The sequence below is a fragment of the Kribbella sp. NBC_01510 genome, from assembly GCF_045040325.1.
Taxonomy (GTDB): Bacteria; Actinomycetota; Actinomycetes; order Propionibacteriales; family Kribbellaceae; genus Kribbella.
Genome location: NZ_CP109418.1, coordinates 7,503,512 through 7,520,344, shown reverse-complemented (window position 1 = coordinate 7,520,344; position 16,833 = coordinate 7,503,512). Strand labels below are relative to the sequence as shown.

Annotated in this window: 14 protein-coding genes; 10 read left to right on the top strand and 4 right to left on the bottom strand. The window is 68.7% G+C overall.

Annotated features, from left to right (window positions below):
• The first annotated feature begins 366 nt into the window (after window positions 1–366).
• The gene (locus OG558_RS36945; protein ID WP_405067150.1) at window positions 367–2,400 is read left to right on the top strand and encodes a HelD family protein; all 2,034 of its coding nucleotides are present in this window, start codon (window positions 367–369) and stop codon (window positions 2,398–2,400) included.
• A gap of 22 nt (window positions 2,401–2,422) precedes the next feature.
• Window positions 2,423–3,694: a hypothetical protein gene (locus OG558_RS36940; RefSeq protein ID WP_405067149.1), complete on the top strand. Its 1,272-nt coding sequence runs from the start codon at window positions 2,423–2,425 to the stop codon at window positions 3,692–3,694.
• Between the two features lie 114 nt (window positions 3,695–3,808).
• On the opposite strand, the gene OG558_RS36935 is transcribed toward OG558_RS36940, so the two are convergent.
• The 4 genes from OG558_RS36935 to OG558_RS36920 all read right to left on the bottom strand — a co-directional run bounded on the left by OG558_RS36935 (window position 3,809) and on the right by OG558_RS36920 (window position 6,892).
• A complete protein-coding gene (locus tag OG558_RS36935) occupies window positions 3,809–4,495 on the bottom strand; it encodes a GAF and ANTAR domain-containing protein (RefSeq protein ID WP_405067148.1) in 687 nt (228 codons plus the stop codon).
• Between the two features lie 120 nt (window positions 4,496–4,615).
• Complete coding sequence (locus OG558_RS36930; protein WP_405067147.1) at window positions 4,616–5,395, bottom strand: DinB family protein; 780 nt, start codon at window positions 5,393–5,395, stop codon at window positions 4,616–4,618.
• Between the two features lie 185 nt (window positions 5,396–5,580).
• Window positions 5,581–6,162, bottom strand: a complete 582-nt coding sequence (locus tag OG558_RS36925; RefSeq protein WP_405067146.1) for a redoxin domain-containing protein — start codon at window positions 6,160–6,162, stop codon at window positions 5,581–5,583.
• 10 nt (window positions 6,163–6,172) lie between these two features.
• Window positions 6,173–6,892 carry an SDR family oxidoreductase gene (locus OG558_RS36920; RefSeq protein ID WP_405067145.1) on the bottom strand — a complete coding sequence of 240 codons (720 nt, stop codon included), beginning with the start codon at window positions 6,890–6,892 and terminating at the stop codon, window positions 6,173–6,175.
• A gap of 131 nt (window positions 6,893–7,023) precedes the next feature.
• On the opposite strand from OG558_RS36920, the gene OG558_RS36915 reads away from it, so the two are divergent.
• The 8 genes from OG558_RS36915 (at window position 7,024) to OG558_RS36880 (ending at window position 16,833) form a co-directional block, all read left to right on the top strand.
• A complete protein-coding gene (locus tag OG558_RS36915; RefSeq protein ID WP_405067144.1) occupies window positions 7,024–7,992 on the top strand; it encodes a redoxin domain-containing protein in 969 nt (322 codons plus the stop codon).
• 157 nt (window positions 7,993–8,149) lie between these two features.
• On the top strand, window positions 8,150–9,091 hold the full coding sequence (locus OG558_RS36910) for a prolyl oligopeptidase family serine peptidase (RefSeq protein ID WP_405067143.1): 942 nt from the start codon (window positions 8,150–8,152) through the stop codon (window positions 9,089–9,091).
• A gap of 66 nt (window positions 9,092–9,157) precedes the next feature.
• On the top strand, window positions 9,158–9,919 hold the full coding sequence (locus OG558_RS36905) for a class I SAM-dependent methyltransferase (protein WP_405067142.1): 762 nt from the start codon (window positions 9,158–9,160) through the stop codon (window positions 9,917–9,919).
• Between the two features lie 99 nt (window positions 9,920–10,018).
• Window positions 10,019–12,775, top strand: coding sequence for a helix-turn-helix transcriptional regulator (locus tag OG558_RS36900; RefSeq protein WP_405067141.1), 2,757 nt, complete (start codon window positions 10,019–10,021; stop codon window positions 12,773–12,775).
• An 84-nt stretch (window positions 12,776–12,859) separates the two neighbouring features.
• Window positions 12,860–13,549: an alpha/beta fold hydrolase gene (locus OG558_RS36895; RefSeq protein WP_405067140.1), complete on the top strand. Its 690-nt coding sequence runs from the start codon at window positions 12,860–12,862 to the stop codon at window positions 13,547–13,549.
• A gap of 106 nt (window positions 13,550–13,655) precedes the next feature.
• Window positions 13,656–14,768 carry a substrate-binding domain-containing protein gene (locus tag OG558_RS36890; RefSeq protein ID WP_329476489.1) on the top strand — a complete coding sequence of 371 codons (1,113 nt, stop codon included), beginning with the start codon at window positions 13,656–13,658 and terminating at the stop codon, window positions 14,766–14,768.
• On the top strand, window positions 14,765–15,550 hold the full coding sequence (locus OG558_RS36885; RefSeq protein WP_329476490.1) for an ATP-binding cassette domain-containing protein: 786 nt from the start codon (window positions 14,765–14,767) through the stop codon (window positions 15,548–15,550). Before OG558_RS36890 ends, OG558_RS36885 begins: the two co-directional genes overlap by 4 nt.
• The gene (locus OG558_RS36880) at window positions 15,547–16,833 is read left to right on the top strand and encodes an ABC transporter permease subunit (protein WP_329476491.1); all 1,287 of its coding nucleotides are present in this window, start codon (window positions 15,547–15,549) and stop codon (window positions 16,831–16,833) included. Before OG558_RS36885 ends, OG558_RS36880 begins: the two co-directional genes overlap by 4 nt.

The window sequence follows — 16,833 nt, the reverse complement described above, 5'->3', positions numbered from 1 at the left end:
CAACCCTCGGACGCCAATCCCCGACTGCGCTCTCTGACTGCGTTCTCTGACCCGCGTCGGTGACCCGGTCGAGGCAGATCTGCATCGAGGAAACGGTGGGCGGGGCCGCTGCCCAGCCGTGCGGCGATCAGACCAACGTCATGGACCTGGTCACGCCCGAAGCCCGCCACCACCTGACGGTCGCAGAGCGGCCCGTGCGTGGCATTCCGCCCATCGGCTGGATATTCGGTGGCGGACTGCCGGGGCCGCTGGTAGCGTCCTCGACCTGTCTTTTCGGGATCGAATCGAACCGGATGGTTGTGCTCCGGGGCGGGACCCTGCTGATCGTCCCCATCCGAAGCTCTCCACGATTCGAGGCTCTCTCCGATGGCCGAACCAGAACTCGACACCGAACGCGCGTTCCTCACCACGGCCCGCGCCGCGCTCGCCCGGATGTACCAGGAGGTGGAGGCCCGCGACGTCCCGCTGATCGGCGGCGAGGACAACGACGAGCGCTTCACCAACGAGGCCAACGAGCGGGCCAAGAAGATGCGCACGCAGGCCCTGCTCGACCTCCCCGACGTGCCGTTGTTCTTCGGCCGCATCGACTACGAGGCCGGGACGATCGAGGACCTGGACCAGATCTACATCGGTCGCCGGCACGTACACGACGGCAGCGGCGTACCGCTGGTCATCGACTGGCGGGCGCCGGTCTCGGTGCCGTTCTACCGGGCGACCCGCAGCGACCGGCAGCGGGTCCTGATGCGCCGCCGCTACGGCTTCTCCGATCACGCGGAGCTGACCGGCTTCGAGGACGAGCCGCTGATCGGGGCGGTCGAGACCGATCAGGCCGACGCGTTCCTGCGCGCCGAGATCGAGCGGCCGCGCACCGGGCCGATGCGCGACATCGTCGCCACGATCCAGCCGGAGCAGGACGACCTGGTCCGCGCGGCACTGCATCCGTCCGTCTGCGTGCAGGGTGCGCCCGGCACGGGGAAGACGGCCGTCGGCCTGCACCGCGTGGCGTATCTGCTCTACACCGAACGGGAGCGGCTGAGTCGCGGCGGTGTCGTGATCGTCGGGCCGAACCGCTCGTTCCTCTCGTACATCCGCAAGGTCCTGCCCGCGCTCGGCGAGGTCGACGTACGGCAGATCATCATCGAGGAGCTGATCAGCCGGCCGGCCGCGGCGGTGGACGCAGTGGAGGCCGAGCGGGTCAAGGGTGACGCCCGGATGGCCGACGTGCTGCACCGGGCGCTGTGGTCGTACGTCGGTACGCCGACCGAGGGAATCCTTTACAGCAAGGGATCCCGGCGCTATCGGGTGCACGACTACGAGGTGGTCGACATCGTGTCCGACCTACGCGAGTCGACCAGGTACGCGCCGGGGCGGAACGCGCTCGCGCAGCGGATCGCGCACGTCGTCCTGGTCCGGATGGAGCAGCGTGCCGAGTCGCCGGACGACCGCGTGCAGAACGCGGTGGCCCGATCGAAGCCCGTGAAGGAACTGATCGACGCGGTGTGGCCGCGCGTCGCACCCGAGCAGGTGCTGCACCGGCTGCTGTCCGATGCCGACTTCCTCGCGCGGGTGGCTGGCGACCTGCTGACGGAGGACGAGCGTACGGCGTTGCTGTGGCCCAAGCCGCCGCGTTCGTGGAAGTCGGCGAAGTGGTCGTTCGCCGACACCGTGCTGCTCGACGAACTCGAGGACCTGATCGAGCGCCGTACGGGCTCGCTCGGCCATCTCGTGCTGGACGAGGCACAGGACTTGTCGGCGATGCAGTTGCGTGCGCTCGGCCGGCGATGCCGCACCGGCTCGGCGACGGTTCTGGGGGACTTGGCGCAGGCAACCACCGCGTGGGCCGCCGGTTCGTGGGACCGGGTCCTCGGTCATCTCGACAAGTCGGACGCCGTGGTCGCCGAACTCGACCGGGGCTTCCGCGTCCCGGCCCAGATCATCGACTTCGCGGCCAAGCTCCTCCCACAGATCGCTCCCACGCTCGGCATCCCGAGCGGCGTCCGGACCGTCGCCGATGCGCTGGCCATCGTCGAGACCGACGAGCACTCCTTCGCCGACGAGCTCGTTGCCGCGTGCAAGACCGCCCTCGCCGGCGAAGGTTCGGTGGCGCTGATCGCAGCCGACGACCAGATCTCCCACCTCCGCGACGCCCTCGCCGCCGCCGGCCTGGAGCCGGCTCTCCTCGGTGAGACCGAGGACGAGATGGACACCACCAGACTGGTCTGCGTCCCCGCCACCCTGGCGAAGGGTCTCGAGTTCGACGCCGTCATCGTCGCCGAACCAGCCCAGATCGTCGCCGCCGAACCCCGCGGCCTGCACCGCCTCTACGTCATCCTCACCCGAGCCGTCAGCCGCCTCCACATCATCCACGCCCAGCCGCTTCCGAACCCCCTCAGCCGATAGCTTTCTCCGGAAGGAGGTGGGCATGGCCAGTGGGCTGGGGATTGTCGGGCTGATCGTTGTGCTGCTGGTGGCGGCGGGGGTGGTTTGGGGGATCGTCGCGCTCGTACGCCGGCAGCAGTACATCCGGTCGGTGCGGGACCGGGGCTGGACGTTCGTGAACAGCCCGACGTTCGACGCGGTGGGCAGGCTGGGGAATCCGCCGTTCGGCATCGGGTTCCGGCGGCGGCCGGACGATCAGATCACCGGGCTGACCAGCGGTGGCCGGCCGTTCCAGGTGATCGAGTACAGCTCCGAGCACTGGTCGGGCTGGGTCGGGATGGTCGGCCTCTCCCGCCGGCTGCCGGAGCTGTGGATCACCGGTGGTGAGACGCAGCCGCGGTACGGCGTCTTGGCGACCGGCGTACCGTCCCCGGCGCAGCTCGGACCGGGCTGGCAGATCGGTGCGCTGGACCCGGCGTTCGCCGCAGCGGCGTTGACCCCGCAGCTGTGTGCGCAGCTGAGTGCGATGGCAGCGGGCCAGCCGGGGGTGAACTTGAGCGTCGATGGTGACCAACTGGTGGTGCTCGACCCGCCGCGCAAGGACATCGATCGCCTCGGTCCCTGGCTTGAGCAGCTCGCCGCGGCCGCCGCAGCGATCGACGCTGCGCCCTTGGACGGCTGGATCCAGCCGGAGCGGCCGCCACGGCTGACGTTCTACCAGCACCCGGACTGGTACTGGATCGACGTCGACGACAGCCTGCTGCAGTTCGCCCCGGTCACGCGGTCGGGCCACGATCACCGCACCAGCGACGTGGTCCGGGGTCGCGACGGTGACGGACCGCCGTTCGTCGCTTTCACGCACCATTGGAAGGCCACCCGGACGGAGAGCTACACCGACAGCGAGGGCCGAAGTCAGACCCGGACCGTGGTCGAGAACCACAGTGAGCCGGTCCTCGGGTTCCAGTTGCCGGCCCGGATGCCGTGGATCCAGGTCGCGCGGCGCGGGTTCGGCCGCGGGATCAGCTTCGAGAGTGAGGCGTTCAACGATCAGTTCGCGGTCACCGCGCAGGACACCAAGTTCGCGTACGACGTCATCCATCCACGCCAGATGGAGTACCTGATGGCGAACCCACCGGCGTCGTTCCGGATTGCGGACGACTGGGCGTGGTTCTCGCCGGGTGTGCACAGCCAGCCGGCGATCGCCCACAGTTCACTCTTCCTGCATGGCTTCCTGGCCCGCATCCCGCGGTTCGTCTGGCGGAACCTGGGCCTTCCGGACGCGCCGTACGCAGCTCCGATCCCGCAGCGGTCGTGAAAATGGACCCCGGTGCTGTTTGGCTTCAACACCGGGGCCCTGAACGGCTCAAACCCCCGAGAGCTCGGGTCGTCCTGAACCTCCGGTGCCCGGTCGGAGCCGGAGTATTCGGGCTCAGCGCGGGAGTTTGCGGGTATCGACCAGTTCCTGCGCAACGTCGCGGAGTTTGCGGTTGGTGTCCTGGGAGTAGCGCTTGAGCACCTCGAAGGCGCGGTCGCCGTCGAGGTCGTACCGTTCCATCAGGATCCCCATCGCCTGTCCGACGAGCCTGCGGGCGTCGATGGCCTGGGCCATGGAGGCGTCGTGGCGGGCGGAGGCGATCGCGACCGAAGCGTGCTGGGCCAGGATGTGGGCGATCGCGACGTCGTCGGTGTCGAACGCGTCCGGCTGGTCGCTGTAGAGACTGAGCACTGCCTGGGCGTGCCCGGCCAGCATCAGCGGCACGTGCATCGCGGACCGGATCCCCGCGCTCGTGACCTCCTCGACCCAGCCCGGCGACCAGCGGGTCTCGGCTGCTGTGTCGGGGATCACCAGCACGTTCTCCTGATCGATGGAGGTCAGGAGTGGCCCGCTGCCGGCCTCGATCTGCTGCTGGTAGAGGTCGGCAAGCTTCGGGTCGGTGAGCGCCATCAGCTCCAGCCGCCGCTTTTGCGCGACGAGCACGACAGACGCGTGCTTGCACCGGACCGCCTGGCGGGCGAACTGCACCACCGCTTCGACGGTCTCTTCGACCCCCTCGAGGTCGTGCAGGTCAAGGGCGAATTGGCCGAAGGTTTCGGCCGACGACTGATCCAAGGACATGGTGACTCCCAGGGGTCGCAGACATGGGCGCACCCACCTTCTGGAGCGAACCCAGCCATAATGATGCACCCCGACCCCCCGGACGCAAAACAGCCTGCCGCTGCGCCGTGTCGGCCGGGCTCAGCGGGCTTCGAGGACGGCCAGATCGCGGTCCGCGAAGCGGTAGTGCTCGATGGCCTCGTCCATCAGGACCGCGAGGCATTCGGCGACCGCCCGAGGTTCTTCGGGGTACCCGGGCGCCGGGGTGCGCACGCACTCCCGGCCGAGGTCGCCGTCGGTGAGGCCGGCGAGCGTCCGGCGTACCAGCTCCGCCCGATCGGCATACAGGCTGAGGACTTCGGCGTACGACGGCGCCGCGTCAAGGTCGATGCCGAGGGCAACGGCGTCCTTGTCGGCGTACCAGGATTGCGCGACGCCGAGCGGATGGTAGGGCCGCTCCTGGTCGAGGACGGTGCGACTGAACCAGGCGTCCGTGATGAAGACGAGATGGCGCAGGGTCTCGACGAACGACCACTCGCCGTCGACGCGCTCGCGCCGGGCGGGCTCGGGCAGGCGTTCGGCGCGGGCGATCGCCTCCGACCAGAGCCGCTCGACGGTGTCCCACATCGCGCGGAACCCGTCGGCGTCCCGGATCTCGCGGAGCTGCACGCGCTCCGGGTGGCGGCGATCGAGTTCGGCGTCGACGTACTCGGTCACGTCGATGCCGTTGACGACGAGCCGCTCGACGTACCCGGAGATGTCGACGTCCACCAGGCAGCCGTCGACGACCTTGACCCCGGACAGGTCGCAGTCGGTGAAACGCGCGCCGCGCAGGTCCGCGACCCGGAAATCCTGACCACGAAAGGCATCGGTCTCTTCACCGCCACCTGAGAACCGGTGCGGTCCGTACTGAGCATCCATCGGCACAGTCAACCACTTGTCCGGGACACGCGGTGGACCACGAGCCGCGGGACGGCTTTCTAGACTTGAGACCAAGCGGGTGGTCGCGGCGTTCCCGACGGCCGAGATCCGCGAGCAGAGCTTCGAGGCGATCCGGGGCCGCGGCTACACCGTCGTACCCCGAAGCGCCTGAAGGAAGGCTTCTCCTAGGAGTCGGCGGGCTTCGTCTCCCAGCCGTGGAACGCCGACAGATCGCCCGCGTTCCAGGCCTCGCGGAGACCGGGCTTGCTGAGGTCCCAGTCCGGGCGGATCTCGCGGCTCGCCTCGCGCAGGTCACGCCAGAGGTCGTGCACCGACGGCCGGCCCCAGAACCAGTAGCCGTTGTAGATGCTGTGCACGACGAGACCCGGCTTGAGCACGAGGGTGTGCGGGATCATCGGGTTGTTCTCCGGGTCGGTGTACTCCCGGATGTCCAGATCCTGCTGGACGATCCGGCCGGGATCGGACAGGAACGGCCACTGCGCCCCGACCGCGGCCCGGAACTCCTGCAGCGTGTGGTGCTCGTCGGTGGCGATCGTGACCACCTGCGTGTAGGCGACGGCGATCTTCGGGTAGAACTCGGCGAGCTCGCGGTGCTGCTGGTGTTCCTTCGGGCAGTAGTGCCCGCGGGCCAGCGTGAGGATCAGCGGATCGTCGCCCTGCAGCTCACTGAGCTTGCGCGGTACGTCGGTGTGGTCGGGCAGCTCGTAGTCCGGGAAGGTGCTCCCGGGGATGATGTCGGATCGCATTGGACGCCTTTCACCGGAGGAGGCTTTGACCGCCGTCGATGTCGTACGTCGCCCCGGTCAGGGCGGTGTTCGTCATCAGGTGCACGGCGAGGGCGGCGACGTCGTCCGGCTGGACGACGCGACCGATGGGCAGTGTGGTCCGCAGCTCGGTACGGCGCTCTTCGAGCTGGTCACCGAGCAGCGAGGCCGACAACGGGGTGTCGACGAAGCCCGCCGCGATCAGGTTGAGGCGGACCGGTGCGACCTCGAGAGCCAGACTGGCGGCCAGGGCCGGCAACGCCACGGTCATCGCCGAGGTGATGCCGATCCCGCGATCCGGCCGGCGTCCGCCGGTGCCGCCCATGAAGGTCAGGCTGCCGCCGGGACGGACCTTCGCGAACCGAGCCACGCCGACCATCAGCATCGGGTGTTCCTGCAGCGCGCGCCTGGCTTCGTCGAAGTCGATGTCCGCGAGGGCGGCGTAGTACGGGCCGCCGGCGGTGGCCATCACATGGTCGATCGGGCCGCCCAGACCGGCGAAGAAGCTCTCCAGCTCGCGCGAGTCGTTGGCATCGAAGGACACGACACCGGTTGCGCCCACCTCGGCCGCCGCGGCTTTCAACCGCTCTGGGTCGCGGCCGGTCAGGATGACCGCGGCTCCGGCGGCTCGAGCCTGTCGCGCGGTCTCCAGGCCGATGCCGGCGCTACCGCCGATCACCACGACCGTCTGGCCCTGCAGTTCGTCGCCCATCAGAGTGTGACCCCTCCGCGTTGTGATTGGTACGCACCTACAATCGCGCTTGCGGGCCTACCTCGCACCAGTGAGAGTCCCTGGCCGCGTATCCGGAGCCAGGGACCGGGCTCCGAGGTCGAGGACACATCATGACATCACGATCGTTCGAGGGCCGGATGCCTGCGCTGACGGGCGCCACCGGCTGGCTGAATTCGGCGCCGTTGACCACCGAGGGTCTGCGGGGGAGACCGGTGCTGGTCAGCTTCTGGACCTACACCTGCATCAACTGGCTGCGTCAGCTTCCGTACGTGCGGGCGTGGTCCGAGAAGTACGCCGAGCTGACGGTGATCGGGGTGCACACGCCGGAGTTCGGGTTCGAGCAGGACGCGGAGAACGTCGTACGAGCCGTGCGAGACCTGAACGTCGGGTATCCGGTCGCGGTCGACAGCGACTACGCGATCTGGCGCGCCTTCGACAACCACTACTGGCCGGCGCTGTACTTCGTCGACGCGGAGGGCGCGATCCGCCACCATCACTTCGGTGAAGGTGACTACGAGCAGTCGGAGGCCGTCATCCAGGAGTTGCTGACCGACGCGGGAGTGGAGGCCGGCTCCGACCTCGTCGCCGTGTCCGCGGCCGGATTCGAGGCGCAGGCCGACTGGAACTCGCTCGGGTCGCCGGAGAACTACACCGGCTCCGAGCGGTCCGAGTACTTCGCCTCACCCGGCGGACTGCGGTCGGGGCGTGACGCGTCGTACTCGATCCCGTCGAAGCTGTCGTTGAACCAGTGGGCGCTGGCGGGTGAGTGGACCGTCGGTGAACAGGCCGCGCGCCTGAACACGCCGCACGGCTATCTCGTCGACAGGTTCCGCGCGCGTGACCTCCACCTGGTGATGGGACCTGCGGTCCGCGGCACCGAGGTCCGCTTCCAGGTCACGCTCGACGACCGGCCCCCGGGCGAGGACCACGGTCTCGATGTCGATGCCGACGGCCGCGGGACGCTGACGGAGCAGCGCCTGCATCAGCTGATCCGCCAGCACGGGCCCATCGACGAGCGCACCTTCAAGATCACCTTCCTGGACGGCGGGGCCGAGGTGTTCGCCTTCACCTTCGGCTGAGACGACCTCGAGCGTGTCCGCATCACCGCGGGCGGCCACATCCTCAACGCCGACGGCGGCCACTCCGCGCACTGACCGGCAACGGAGCGATCGTCGAGTTACCTTGTTTCCATCGCGGAGACGGTTCGGGGCGGCCAGTTCGTCGGAGGATGCTGACGTGAACCTCACCATGCAGCTCATCAAAGCCCTGGCGGCGCTGAGCGGGAAGCCGATCCGGATGTCGAGCGTGGCCGCTCCCGACGACGATCCGGACAGCATCGTCATCGCGCCGGATCCCGCGGCCAAGATCAGCCCGAGCCGCAACAGCCGCTCCTACAAGGGCCTTGCGTACGCCGACCACTCGCCGAAGCTGCGCATGGACATCCTGACCCCCCAAGGACCGGGTCCACACCCGCTGGTGCTCTATCTGCCCGGTGGTGGATTCGTGTCCGCGCGCCGGATGATGGCGGCCAAACAGCGCCGGTACGTCGCGGACGCCGAGTTCGTGGTCGCCAGCATCGACTACCGCACCACCAGCGTCGGCGCGACCTACCGTGACGGGCTCATTGACGTGGCCACCGCGCTGCAGTTCCTGCGGGGCCACGCCAGTGAGTACGGCGTCGACCCGGACCGGGTCGCGGTCTGGGGCGAATCGGCCGGCGGCTACATGGCGTCCATGGCCGCGACCGAGCCGGACAACAAGATCAGCGCCGCGGTCGACTTCTTCGGCGCGTCCAACCTCACCGAAGTCGCCGCCGGATTCGACGCGCCGACCGTGGCTGCTTATACGGGTCCCAAGTCCGCGATTCCGGCGTACATTCTGGGCCCCGGTCGAGCAGCGGCCGATCATCCCGAAGAGATGCGCGAAGCCGATCCGGCCAACCGTGTCACCGCGCAGACCCCGCCCTTCCTGATCCTGCACGGCGATGACGACCGGATCATCGCGCCGGCCCAGACGGCTCGCCTGCACCAGGCACTGCGAGCCGCCGGGGTGGACAGCACTCGCTATGTCCTCAAGGGCGGCGGACACGGCGAGCTGTCGGACACCCCGCAGATGTGGAGCAGCGCCGAGATCATGGATCGCGTCGTCGAATTTCTTCGAGCCCAAACGAGCCGCTGAGCTCTACTGAACGTCGGCGGGGGAAAATGGCAAGCGCTGGGGCGTGGAAGGTGCCAGGATGCCGGCATGGTTGTGCGTGCGTTGAGCTTCGGGGCGGTGGCGGAGGCGTACGAACGGTTCCGGCCTGGGTATCCCGTGGAACTCCTCGATCTGGTGACGGCGTACGCCGGTGGGCCGATCCGGACCGCCCTCGAGATCGGCGCCGGGACAGGCAAGGCAACGCGCCTGTTCGCGCAGGGAGGGATCGCGGTCACGGCGACAGATCCTGACGCGGCCATGCTCGCGGAACTGCGCAAACACCAGCCGGCCAACGTCACCACCGTGCAAGCCGCATTCGAGGATCTGCCGACAGATTCGTCGTACGAGCTGGTGTATTCGGCTGCCGCGCTCCATTGGACCAACCCTGAAGGCCGGTGGGCCCGCATGGCCACACTCGTCCGACCGGGTGGCGTGTTCGCCTCGTTCGGTGGACCGGTGGAGCTGGCCGATCCGGCCCTCAAGGAGGCCGCGCGCGCGGCACGTGCGCCGTATCTGGAGACCGACGGCGTGCCGTCGCCCGACGGCACGCCGTCGGATCGCCCGATGCAATGGCCCGGCACGGAGCTCGAGCAGTCCGACTGGTTCACCGATGTCCGGCAGTCGGTGATCGAACGGCACCTGACGATGAGTGCCCACGACTACATCGGACAACTCTCGACGATCTCGGCGTACGTGATGCTCCCGCCCGCCGACCGAGACCTGGTCTTCCGCCGAATCCTCCAGATCCTCCCCGAAACCGTGGAAATCAACGCCGAGATCACCGCCCACCTCGCCCGCCGCCACCACTAGCCCGACGCTCGGGCGGAGACTCGTTCGCCGCCGATCTTGCCGGCCTGGACCGACGCGCTGAAGGGTTCGGTCAACTGGCCGAGAGTAGAGTTCGGTGCCGTGACTCGTGGGGGAGCCGCTGCGAAACTGTTCGGCCGGGACGCCGAGCTCGAGCAGCTGGACGCGTTCGTCGCTACCGCAGCTGTCGGTGGCGCGGGTCTGCTCCTCACCGGCGAAGCCGGCGTCGGCAAGTCCGTGCTTCTCGATGCCACGGCGGTACGGGCGACAGCGCAAGGAGCCCGCGTGTTGCGGGCCGCGGGGGTCGAGTTCGAAGCGGACATGAGTTTCGCGGGACTCCACCAGGTGGTCCATCCGCTCGTCGACGTACTCCCGCGGCTGAGCGAGAGATACCGCCGCGCGCTGGAGACAGCGGTCGGGCTGAACGAAGAGACGCCGCCGGATCAGTTGACGGTTTCGAGCGCCATGCTCGCTCTGCTGACAGCAGCGGCCGGGGACCGGCCGTTGGTGGTGGTCGTCGACGACATGCCGTGGCTGGATCGCGTCAGCGCCGTCGTCCTGGGGTTCGTCGCCCGTCGGCTCGCGGGCAGCCGGGTCGGGTTCCTGGCCGCGTTCCGCTCCGACGAGGTCAGCTTCTTCGATCGCGGCGGTTTGCCGGAGCTCGAGGTGCAGCCTCTCGAGAGCGACGCTGCCGCCGCGCTGGTCGACGACCGCTTTCCCACGTTGTCACCACGGGTCCGGCAGCGTCTGCTCGAGGACGCGCAAGGCAATCCGCTGGCTCTGCTCGAGCTGCCGATCTCCCTCAGCGGCCGCCGGCCTGGTGGGCCGCCGGCGTCACCTCCGCCGCTCAGCAGACGCCTGCAGTCACTGTTCGCGTCGCGGATCAGCAACCTGCCGGACGAGACGCGTGGCCCACTCCTGCTGGCTGCCCTCGAGGGTGCCGGTGACCTACGCATCGTGCGCAACGCCGCAGCCGCGCAGTGGGGGAGCCCGGCGCTGGACGCGGCCGAACGGGCGCGGCTGATCCAGGTCGACAGCGGAGCCGGACGACTGATGTTCCGGCATCCGCTGACCCGTGCCGCCGTGGTCGAACTGTCGACCAGTGAGCAACGCAGCCAGGCCCACCGAGCCTTGGCCGAGCAGTACGCCGACGACTCCGAGCGGCATGCGTGGCATCTGGCCGAAGCCACCACCGGCCCGGACGAGGACGTCGCGATCCTGCTCGAACGGGCCGCTGCCAGGGTGCAACGGCGCGGCGACCCCGTCGGTGCCATGGTCCTGTTGCTCCGCGCTGCCGACCTCAGTCCCCGCCCAGATGACCGCAGGCGGCGATCGGTGATGGCCGCTTACATCGGCGTCGACGTCACCGGCGATCTCCGCAACATGCAGGACGTTCTCGAGCCAGGCGTACTGCGCGAGCCGCCCTCACTCGCCGTCGCCCTGGCGGGCGCGGCGTACCTGCTCAACGCCCACGGCGCCATCGACACAGCCCACCAGTTGATCGTGACCGCGATCGAGACCTCCCCGGATCCCACCGACGCAACGGACGAGATCCTCTTCGAGGCGCTGTGGGTCCTGCAGGCACTCGTCTCGTTCGGTTCGCGGTCTGAACTCGTCGAGTCGTTCCACACGGTGATGGCACGACTGCGGCCGCGACCTCCGGAGCTCATCGACCTCCTGGGGAGCACGTACATCGAGCCCGCGCGGCTCGCGTTGCCGGTGCTCGACCGGCTGGACGCCATGGTCGCCGGGCTGACCGAGCAGTCCGATCCGGGGCACATCATCCGCGTCGGCGTCGCCGCCCTGTACGTCGATCGGCTGCCGGCCTGCCGAGCCGCTCTCTGGCGGGCGGTCGAGCATGGCCGAGCCGGTGGCGCGATCACGGCCGGGATCGAGGCGCTGCTGCTGTTGGGATGCGACGGCCTGCTCGCCGGAGAGTGGGACGAAGTCACTCGGCTGGCGGACGAGGCCATTGCCCTGTGCGAGAAGCACAACTACGAACTGCTGTCGTATCTGCTGCGATTCCAGCACGCGCTGATCGCCGCCGCCCGCGGCGACGAGTCGACGATGACCGCTCTGACGGACCAGATGATCCAGTGGGCCGGACCGCGCCGGAGCGGGTTCGTTCTCAACTACGCGTACCACGCCAAGGCGCTGGCAGCCCTGGGCCACGCTGACTACGAGACCGCCTTCGAGCAAGTGACCGCGATCTCTCCGGCGGGCACGCTCGTACCCCACGCGGCGCATGCGCTGTGGGTCATCCTGGACCTGGTCGAAGCCGCCGGTCGCACGGGGCGGCACGCGGAGGCGGCCGCACACGTTGCCGCGGCTCAGGCCACCGGTATCGACCGGATCTCGCCACGGCTCGCCCTCGTGGTGACCGCGGCGGCTGCACTGGTGGCCAGTCAGCCGGAGGACGGCGAGCTGTTCGAAGCAGCGCTGGACGTTCCCGGCGCTGACCGCTGGCCCTTCGAGTTGGCGCGCGTACACCTTGCCTATGGCGAACGCCTGCGGCGGGCCAAGAGCGCCAGCCTGGCACGCAGCCACCTGGCTGCCGCGCGCGACATCTTCGACCGTCTGGGTGCTGAACCGTGGGCGAAGCGGGCCCGCACCGAACTTCGGGCCACCGGTCTGCCGTCGACTCACGAGGATGCCGCGCGAAAGATCGACGTACTCACGCCACAGCAGCGCGAGATCGCTTTGCTCGCGGCGGCCGGACTCACCAACAAGCAGATCGGCGACCGGCTCTTCCTGTCGCCGCGGACGGTCGGAACTCATCTCTACCAGCTGTTCCCGAAGCTCGGCGTCACATCGCGTGCCGCACTCCGTGACGCTCTGGCCGAGCATCCACCCGAATGAACCAGTCAGATGACGTAAGCGATCGACGACCTCGCCGACCTACCTTCGAGGCACCGAAATCCGGTGATCGAAGGAGAAATGATCATGACAAATACGCCCGTACGCAACGTCGTCCTCGTGCATGGAGGCTTCGTCGACGGCTCGGGTTGGCAGGGCGTGTACGACCTGCTCGTCCGGGACGGGTTCCGCGTCAGCATCGTGCAGAACCCGACCCTCTCGCTGGAGGATGACGTGGCCGTCACCAACCGGGTCCTCGACCAACTGGACGGTCCGGCCGTTCTGGTCGGGCACTCCTACGGTGGGGCGGTCATCACCGAGGCCGGCACGCACGAGAACGTGGTGGCGCTCGGCTACATCGCCGCGTTCGCCCCGGACAAGGGTGAGTCGGTCAACACGCTGATCGCCGACCCGCCACCGGGCGCCCCGGTGCCGCCGATCCTGCCGCCCCAGGACGGCTTCCTGTTCCTCGACCGGGAGAAGTTCGCCCACTCCTTCGCGGCCGACGTACCGAGCGAGCTCGCCGCGTTCATGGCCGACGCGCAGGTGCCGTGGGGAGTGGATGCGCTGGGTGGAACGGTGACCGAGCCCGCGTGGCGGGTCAAGCCGAGCTGGTACCTGGTCGCCACCGACGACCGGATGATCCCGCCGCCGGCGCAGCGAGCCATGTCCGAGCGGGCCGGCTCGACGGTCGTCGAGGTCCCCGGCAGTCACGCGATCTACGTGTCGCAGCCGCGGGCAGTGGCCGAGCTGATCAAGCAGGCCGCGGGCAGCTAAGACGGCATTGCAGTTCTCCGGTACGGCGGGATGGGCGCTACCCGGTAGGGGAGATGGGCGCCTGCCGGGATGATCTGTGCGGTGGGTCGGTCGAGTGTTGTCGAGTATGAAGGCATCCTCTTTGCACGTACTCCGTACGGCCGTGGCGATGACGGGGGTCGTCGCTGCGGCGGCGGGACTGACCGCCTGTGGCAACAACAAGAGCGCGTCGTCGTCGAGCAGCGCACCGCCCGCGAACACGAAGGTGGGCGTGCTGCTGCCCGACACGGCGACCTCGCCGCGTTGGGTCTCGGCCGACCCCAACCAACTGCGTAAGCAGTGCGCCGACAACAAGCTCACCTGCTACATCGACAACGCCAACGGCAGCCCGACCACCCAGCAGTCGCAGGCTCAGGCGCTGATCAACCAAGGCGTCGGCGTTCTGCTGGTCGTGAACCTGGACTCGGGCTCCGGGAAGGCGATCGAGGCACTCGCCAAGCAGCACAACGTCGTCACGATCGACTACGACCGGCTCACCGCCGGCGGCACCGCGTCGTACTACGTGTCGTTCGACAACGTCAAGGTCGGCCAGGACCAGGGCACGGCGCTGACCCAGGCACCTGAGGTGAAGGGCAAGAGTTCGGTCAACTACGTCGAGATCGACGGCGCGCCGACCGACAACAACGCCGCGTTGTTTGCCCAGGGCTACAACTCCGTACTGTCGAAGCAGCCTGGCTGGCACAAGCTCGCCGACCAGACCGGCAACTGGGACGCCGCTACCGCGCAGACCGTCTTCACCACGATGCTGGGCCAGCACCCGAACATCAACGCGGTGATGGTTGCCAACGACACCATGGCGCAGTCGGTCATCAACGTGCTCAAGGCCCAGAGCCTCGCGGGCAAGGTTGCGGTGTCTGGGCAGGACGCCACCGCCGGCGGACTCGACAACGTCATGGCCGGTACGCAGTCCTTCACGATCTACAAGCCGGTCGCCGGTGAGGCGGACGTGGCGATCAAGCTCGCCGGCGAGATCCTGGCGGGTCAGAAGCCGGCCGCACCGACGACGATCAAGGACCCGACGAGTGGCCGCGAGGTTCCGGCGTACCTGGCCGACCCGACCGTCATCACCAAGGCGAACGTCGCCCTGCCGGTGACCGACGGCTACGTGAGCGCGGCAGCCGTCTGCCCCACGCCGGCGCTGGTGGCGCTGTGCGCGGCCAACGGCATCAAGATGCCATGACCTCCCAGCCCACGTTGGAATTGCGAGGCATCGACAAGTCCTTCGGCCCGGTCCACGTGTTGTCTTCGGTGGACTTCACCGCGACGGCCGGTGAGGTGACCGCCCTGGTCGGCGACAACGGGGCGGGCAAGACAACGCTGGTCAAGTGCATCGGCGGCATCTATCACGTCGACGCGGGGGAGTTGATCTTCGACGGCACGCCCCGCACGGTCGGCGGTCCCCGGGACGCCGCGGCGCTCGGGGTCGAGATCGTGTATCAGGACCTGGCGCTGTGCGACAACCTCGACATCGTCGACAACATGTTCCTCGGCCGCGAGCGGATCAGCCGGTTCCGGACCCTGGACGAGAACACGATGGAGAAGCTGGCCCGGCAGGCGCTGGACTCGCTGTCGGTGCGGACGGTCCGCTCGATCCGGCAGCGCGTCGCCAGCCTGTCCGGCGGCCAGCGCCAGACGGTGGCGATCGCCAAGTCGGTGCTGTGGGAGTCGAAGGTCGTCATCCTTGACGAGCCGACGGCGGCCCTCGGCGTGGCCCAGACCGAGCAGGTGCTCGACCTGGTCCGCCGACTGGCCGAGCATGGTGTCGCTGTCATCTTGGTGTCGCACAACATGAACGACGTGATGCGGGTCGCGGACTCCATCGGCGTACTGTTCCTGGGCCGGATGGCGGCCCAGGTCAGACGCGCGGACGTGACCCAGACGCAGGTGGTCGAGCTGATCACCGCGGGCCGCTCCGGTGCGATGGGACTGTCGCCCGAAGAGTCGTCGGAGGCGACGGTATGAGCGCCGCAACCGACGATCTGGTCAGGCAGGACCAGCCCGAACCGGACCAGCCGAGCGAGGGTCTCGCCGCGCTGGGCGCCTACATCCGCGACTACTTCGCGCGGGTGCGTGGCGGCGAACTCGGCTCCATCCCGGCCGTGGTCGGGCTGATCGTCATCACCGTGGTGTTCGCTCTGGTGCACCAAGGCTTCCTGAGCGCCTACAACCTCGAGGCGCTGGTGATCCAGGCGGCGCCGATCATCGTGATGGCGATGGGGCTGGTCTTCGTGCTGCTGCTCGGCGAGATCGACCTGTCCGCCGGGACGACGGGCGGGCTGTGCTCGGCGATCACGGCGGTGCTGATTTTGCGGCACGGGTTCTCGTGGTGGCCGGCGCTGCTCGTCGGGCTGCTGACCGGTGTGGCGATCGGGTTCGGGATGGGCTGGTTGCGGGCGCGGGTCGGGATCCCGTCGTTCGTGATCACGCTGGCGACGTTCCTGGCGTTCCAGGGCATCACTCTGATCCTGATCGGTGGCCAGGGGTCGGTGATCCTGCCCGACTCCTCACCCCTGATCAAGCTGGAGAACAGTTTCGTGCCGCTGTGGCTCGGGTGGGTCCTGCTGGCAGTGGTCGTCATCGGGTACGCCGCGATGAAGATCAGCGCGGCCAACGGACGCCGGCGGGCCGGGCTGTCCCGGCCTCCGTTCACCGTGATCGCGGCGAAGGTCGTCGTGCTGGCGGTGCTCGGGGCGGCGTTCACCTACGAGATGGGCGTCAACCGCAACCTGACCACCAACGCGTTCTTCAGCAACAAGGCGCAGGGCATGCCGTGGGTCGTGGTGTTGCTGGTGATCCTGTTCACGGTCTGGCATTTCGTCCTCAGCCGCACCCGCTACGGCCGGCACGTGTACGCCGTCGGCGGCAACGAGGAGGCGTCGCGGCGCGCGGGTGTCGTGGTGTCCCGGATCCGGATCTCGGTGTTCGTGATCTGCTCTGGGATGGCCGCCATCTCCGGCTTCGTCGCGGCCTCGCTGCTGCAGTCGGTCCAGTCCAACGCCGGCGCCGGCAACACCTTGTTGCTGGCCGTCGGTGCGGCGGTCATCGGCGGTACCTCGCTGTTCGGCGGGCACGGCCGCATCATCGACGCAGTGCTCGGCGGCCTGGTCGTTGCCGTCATCATCAACGGCATGAGCGACCTGATCCAGGGCGCCAACTCCGCCGGCTGGGAATGGATCGTCACCGGCGCCGTCCTCCTGCTCGCCGCCGGCTTCGACGCGGTGGTACGCCGGGGGCGGACGACGTGA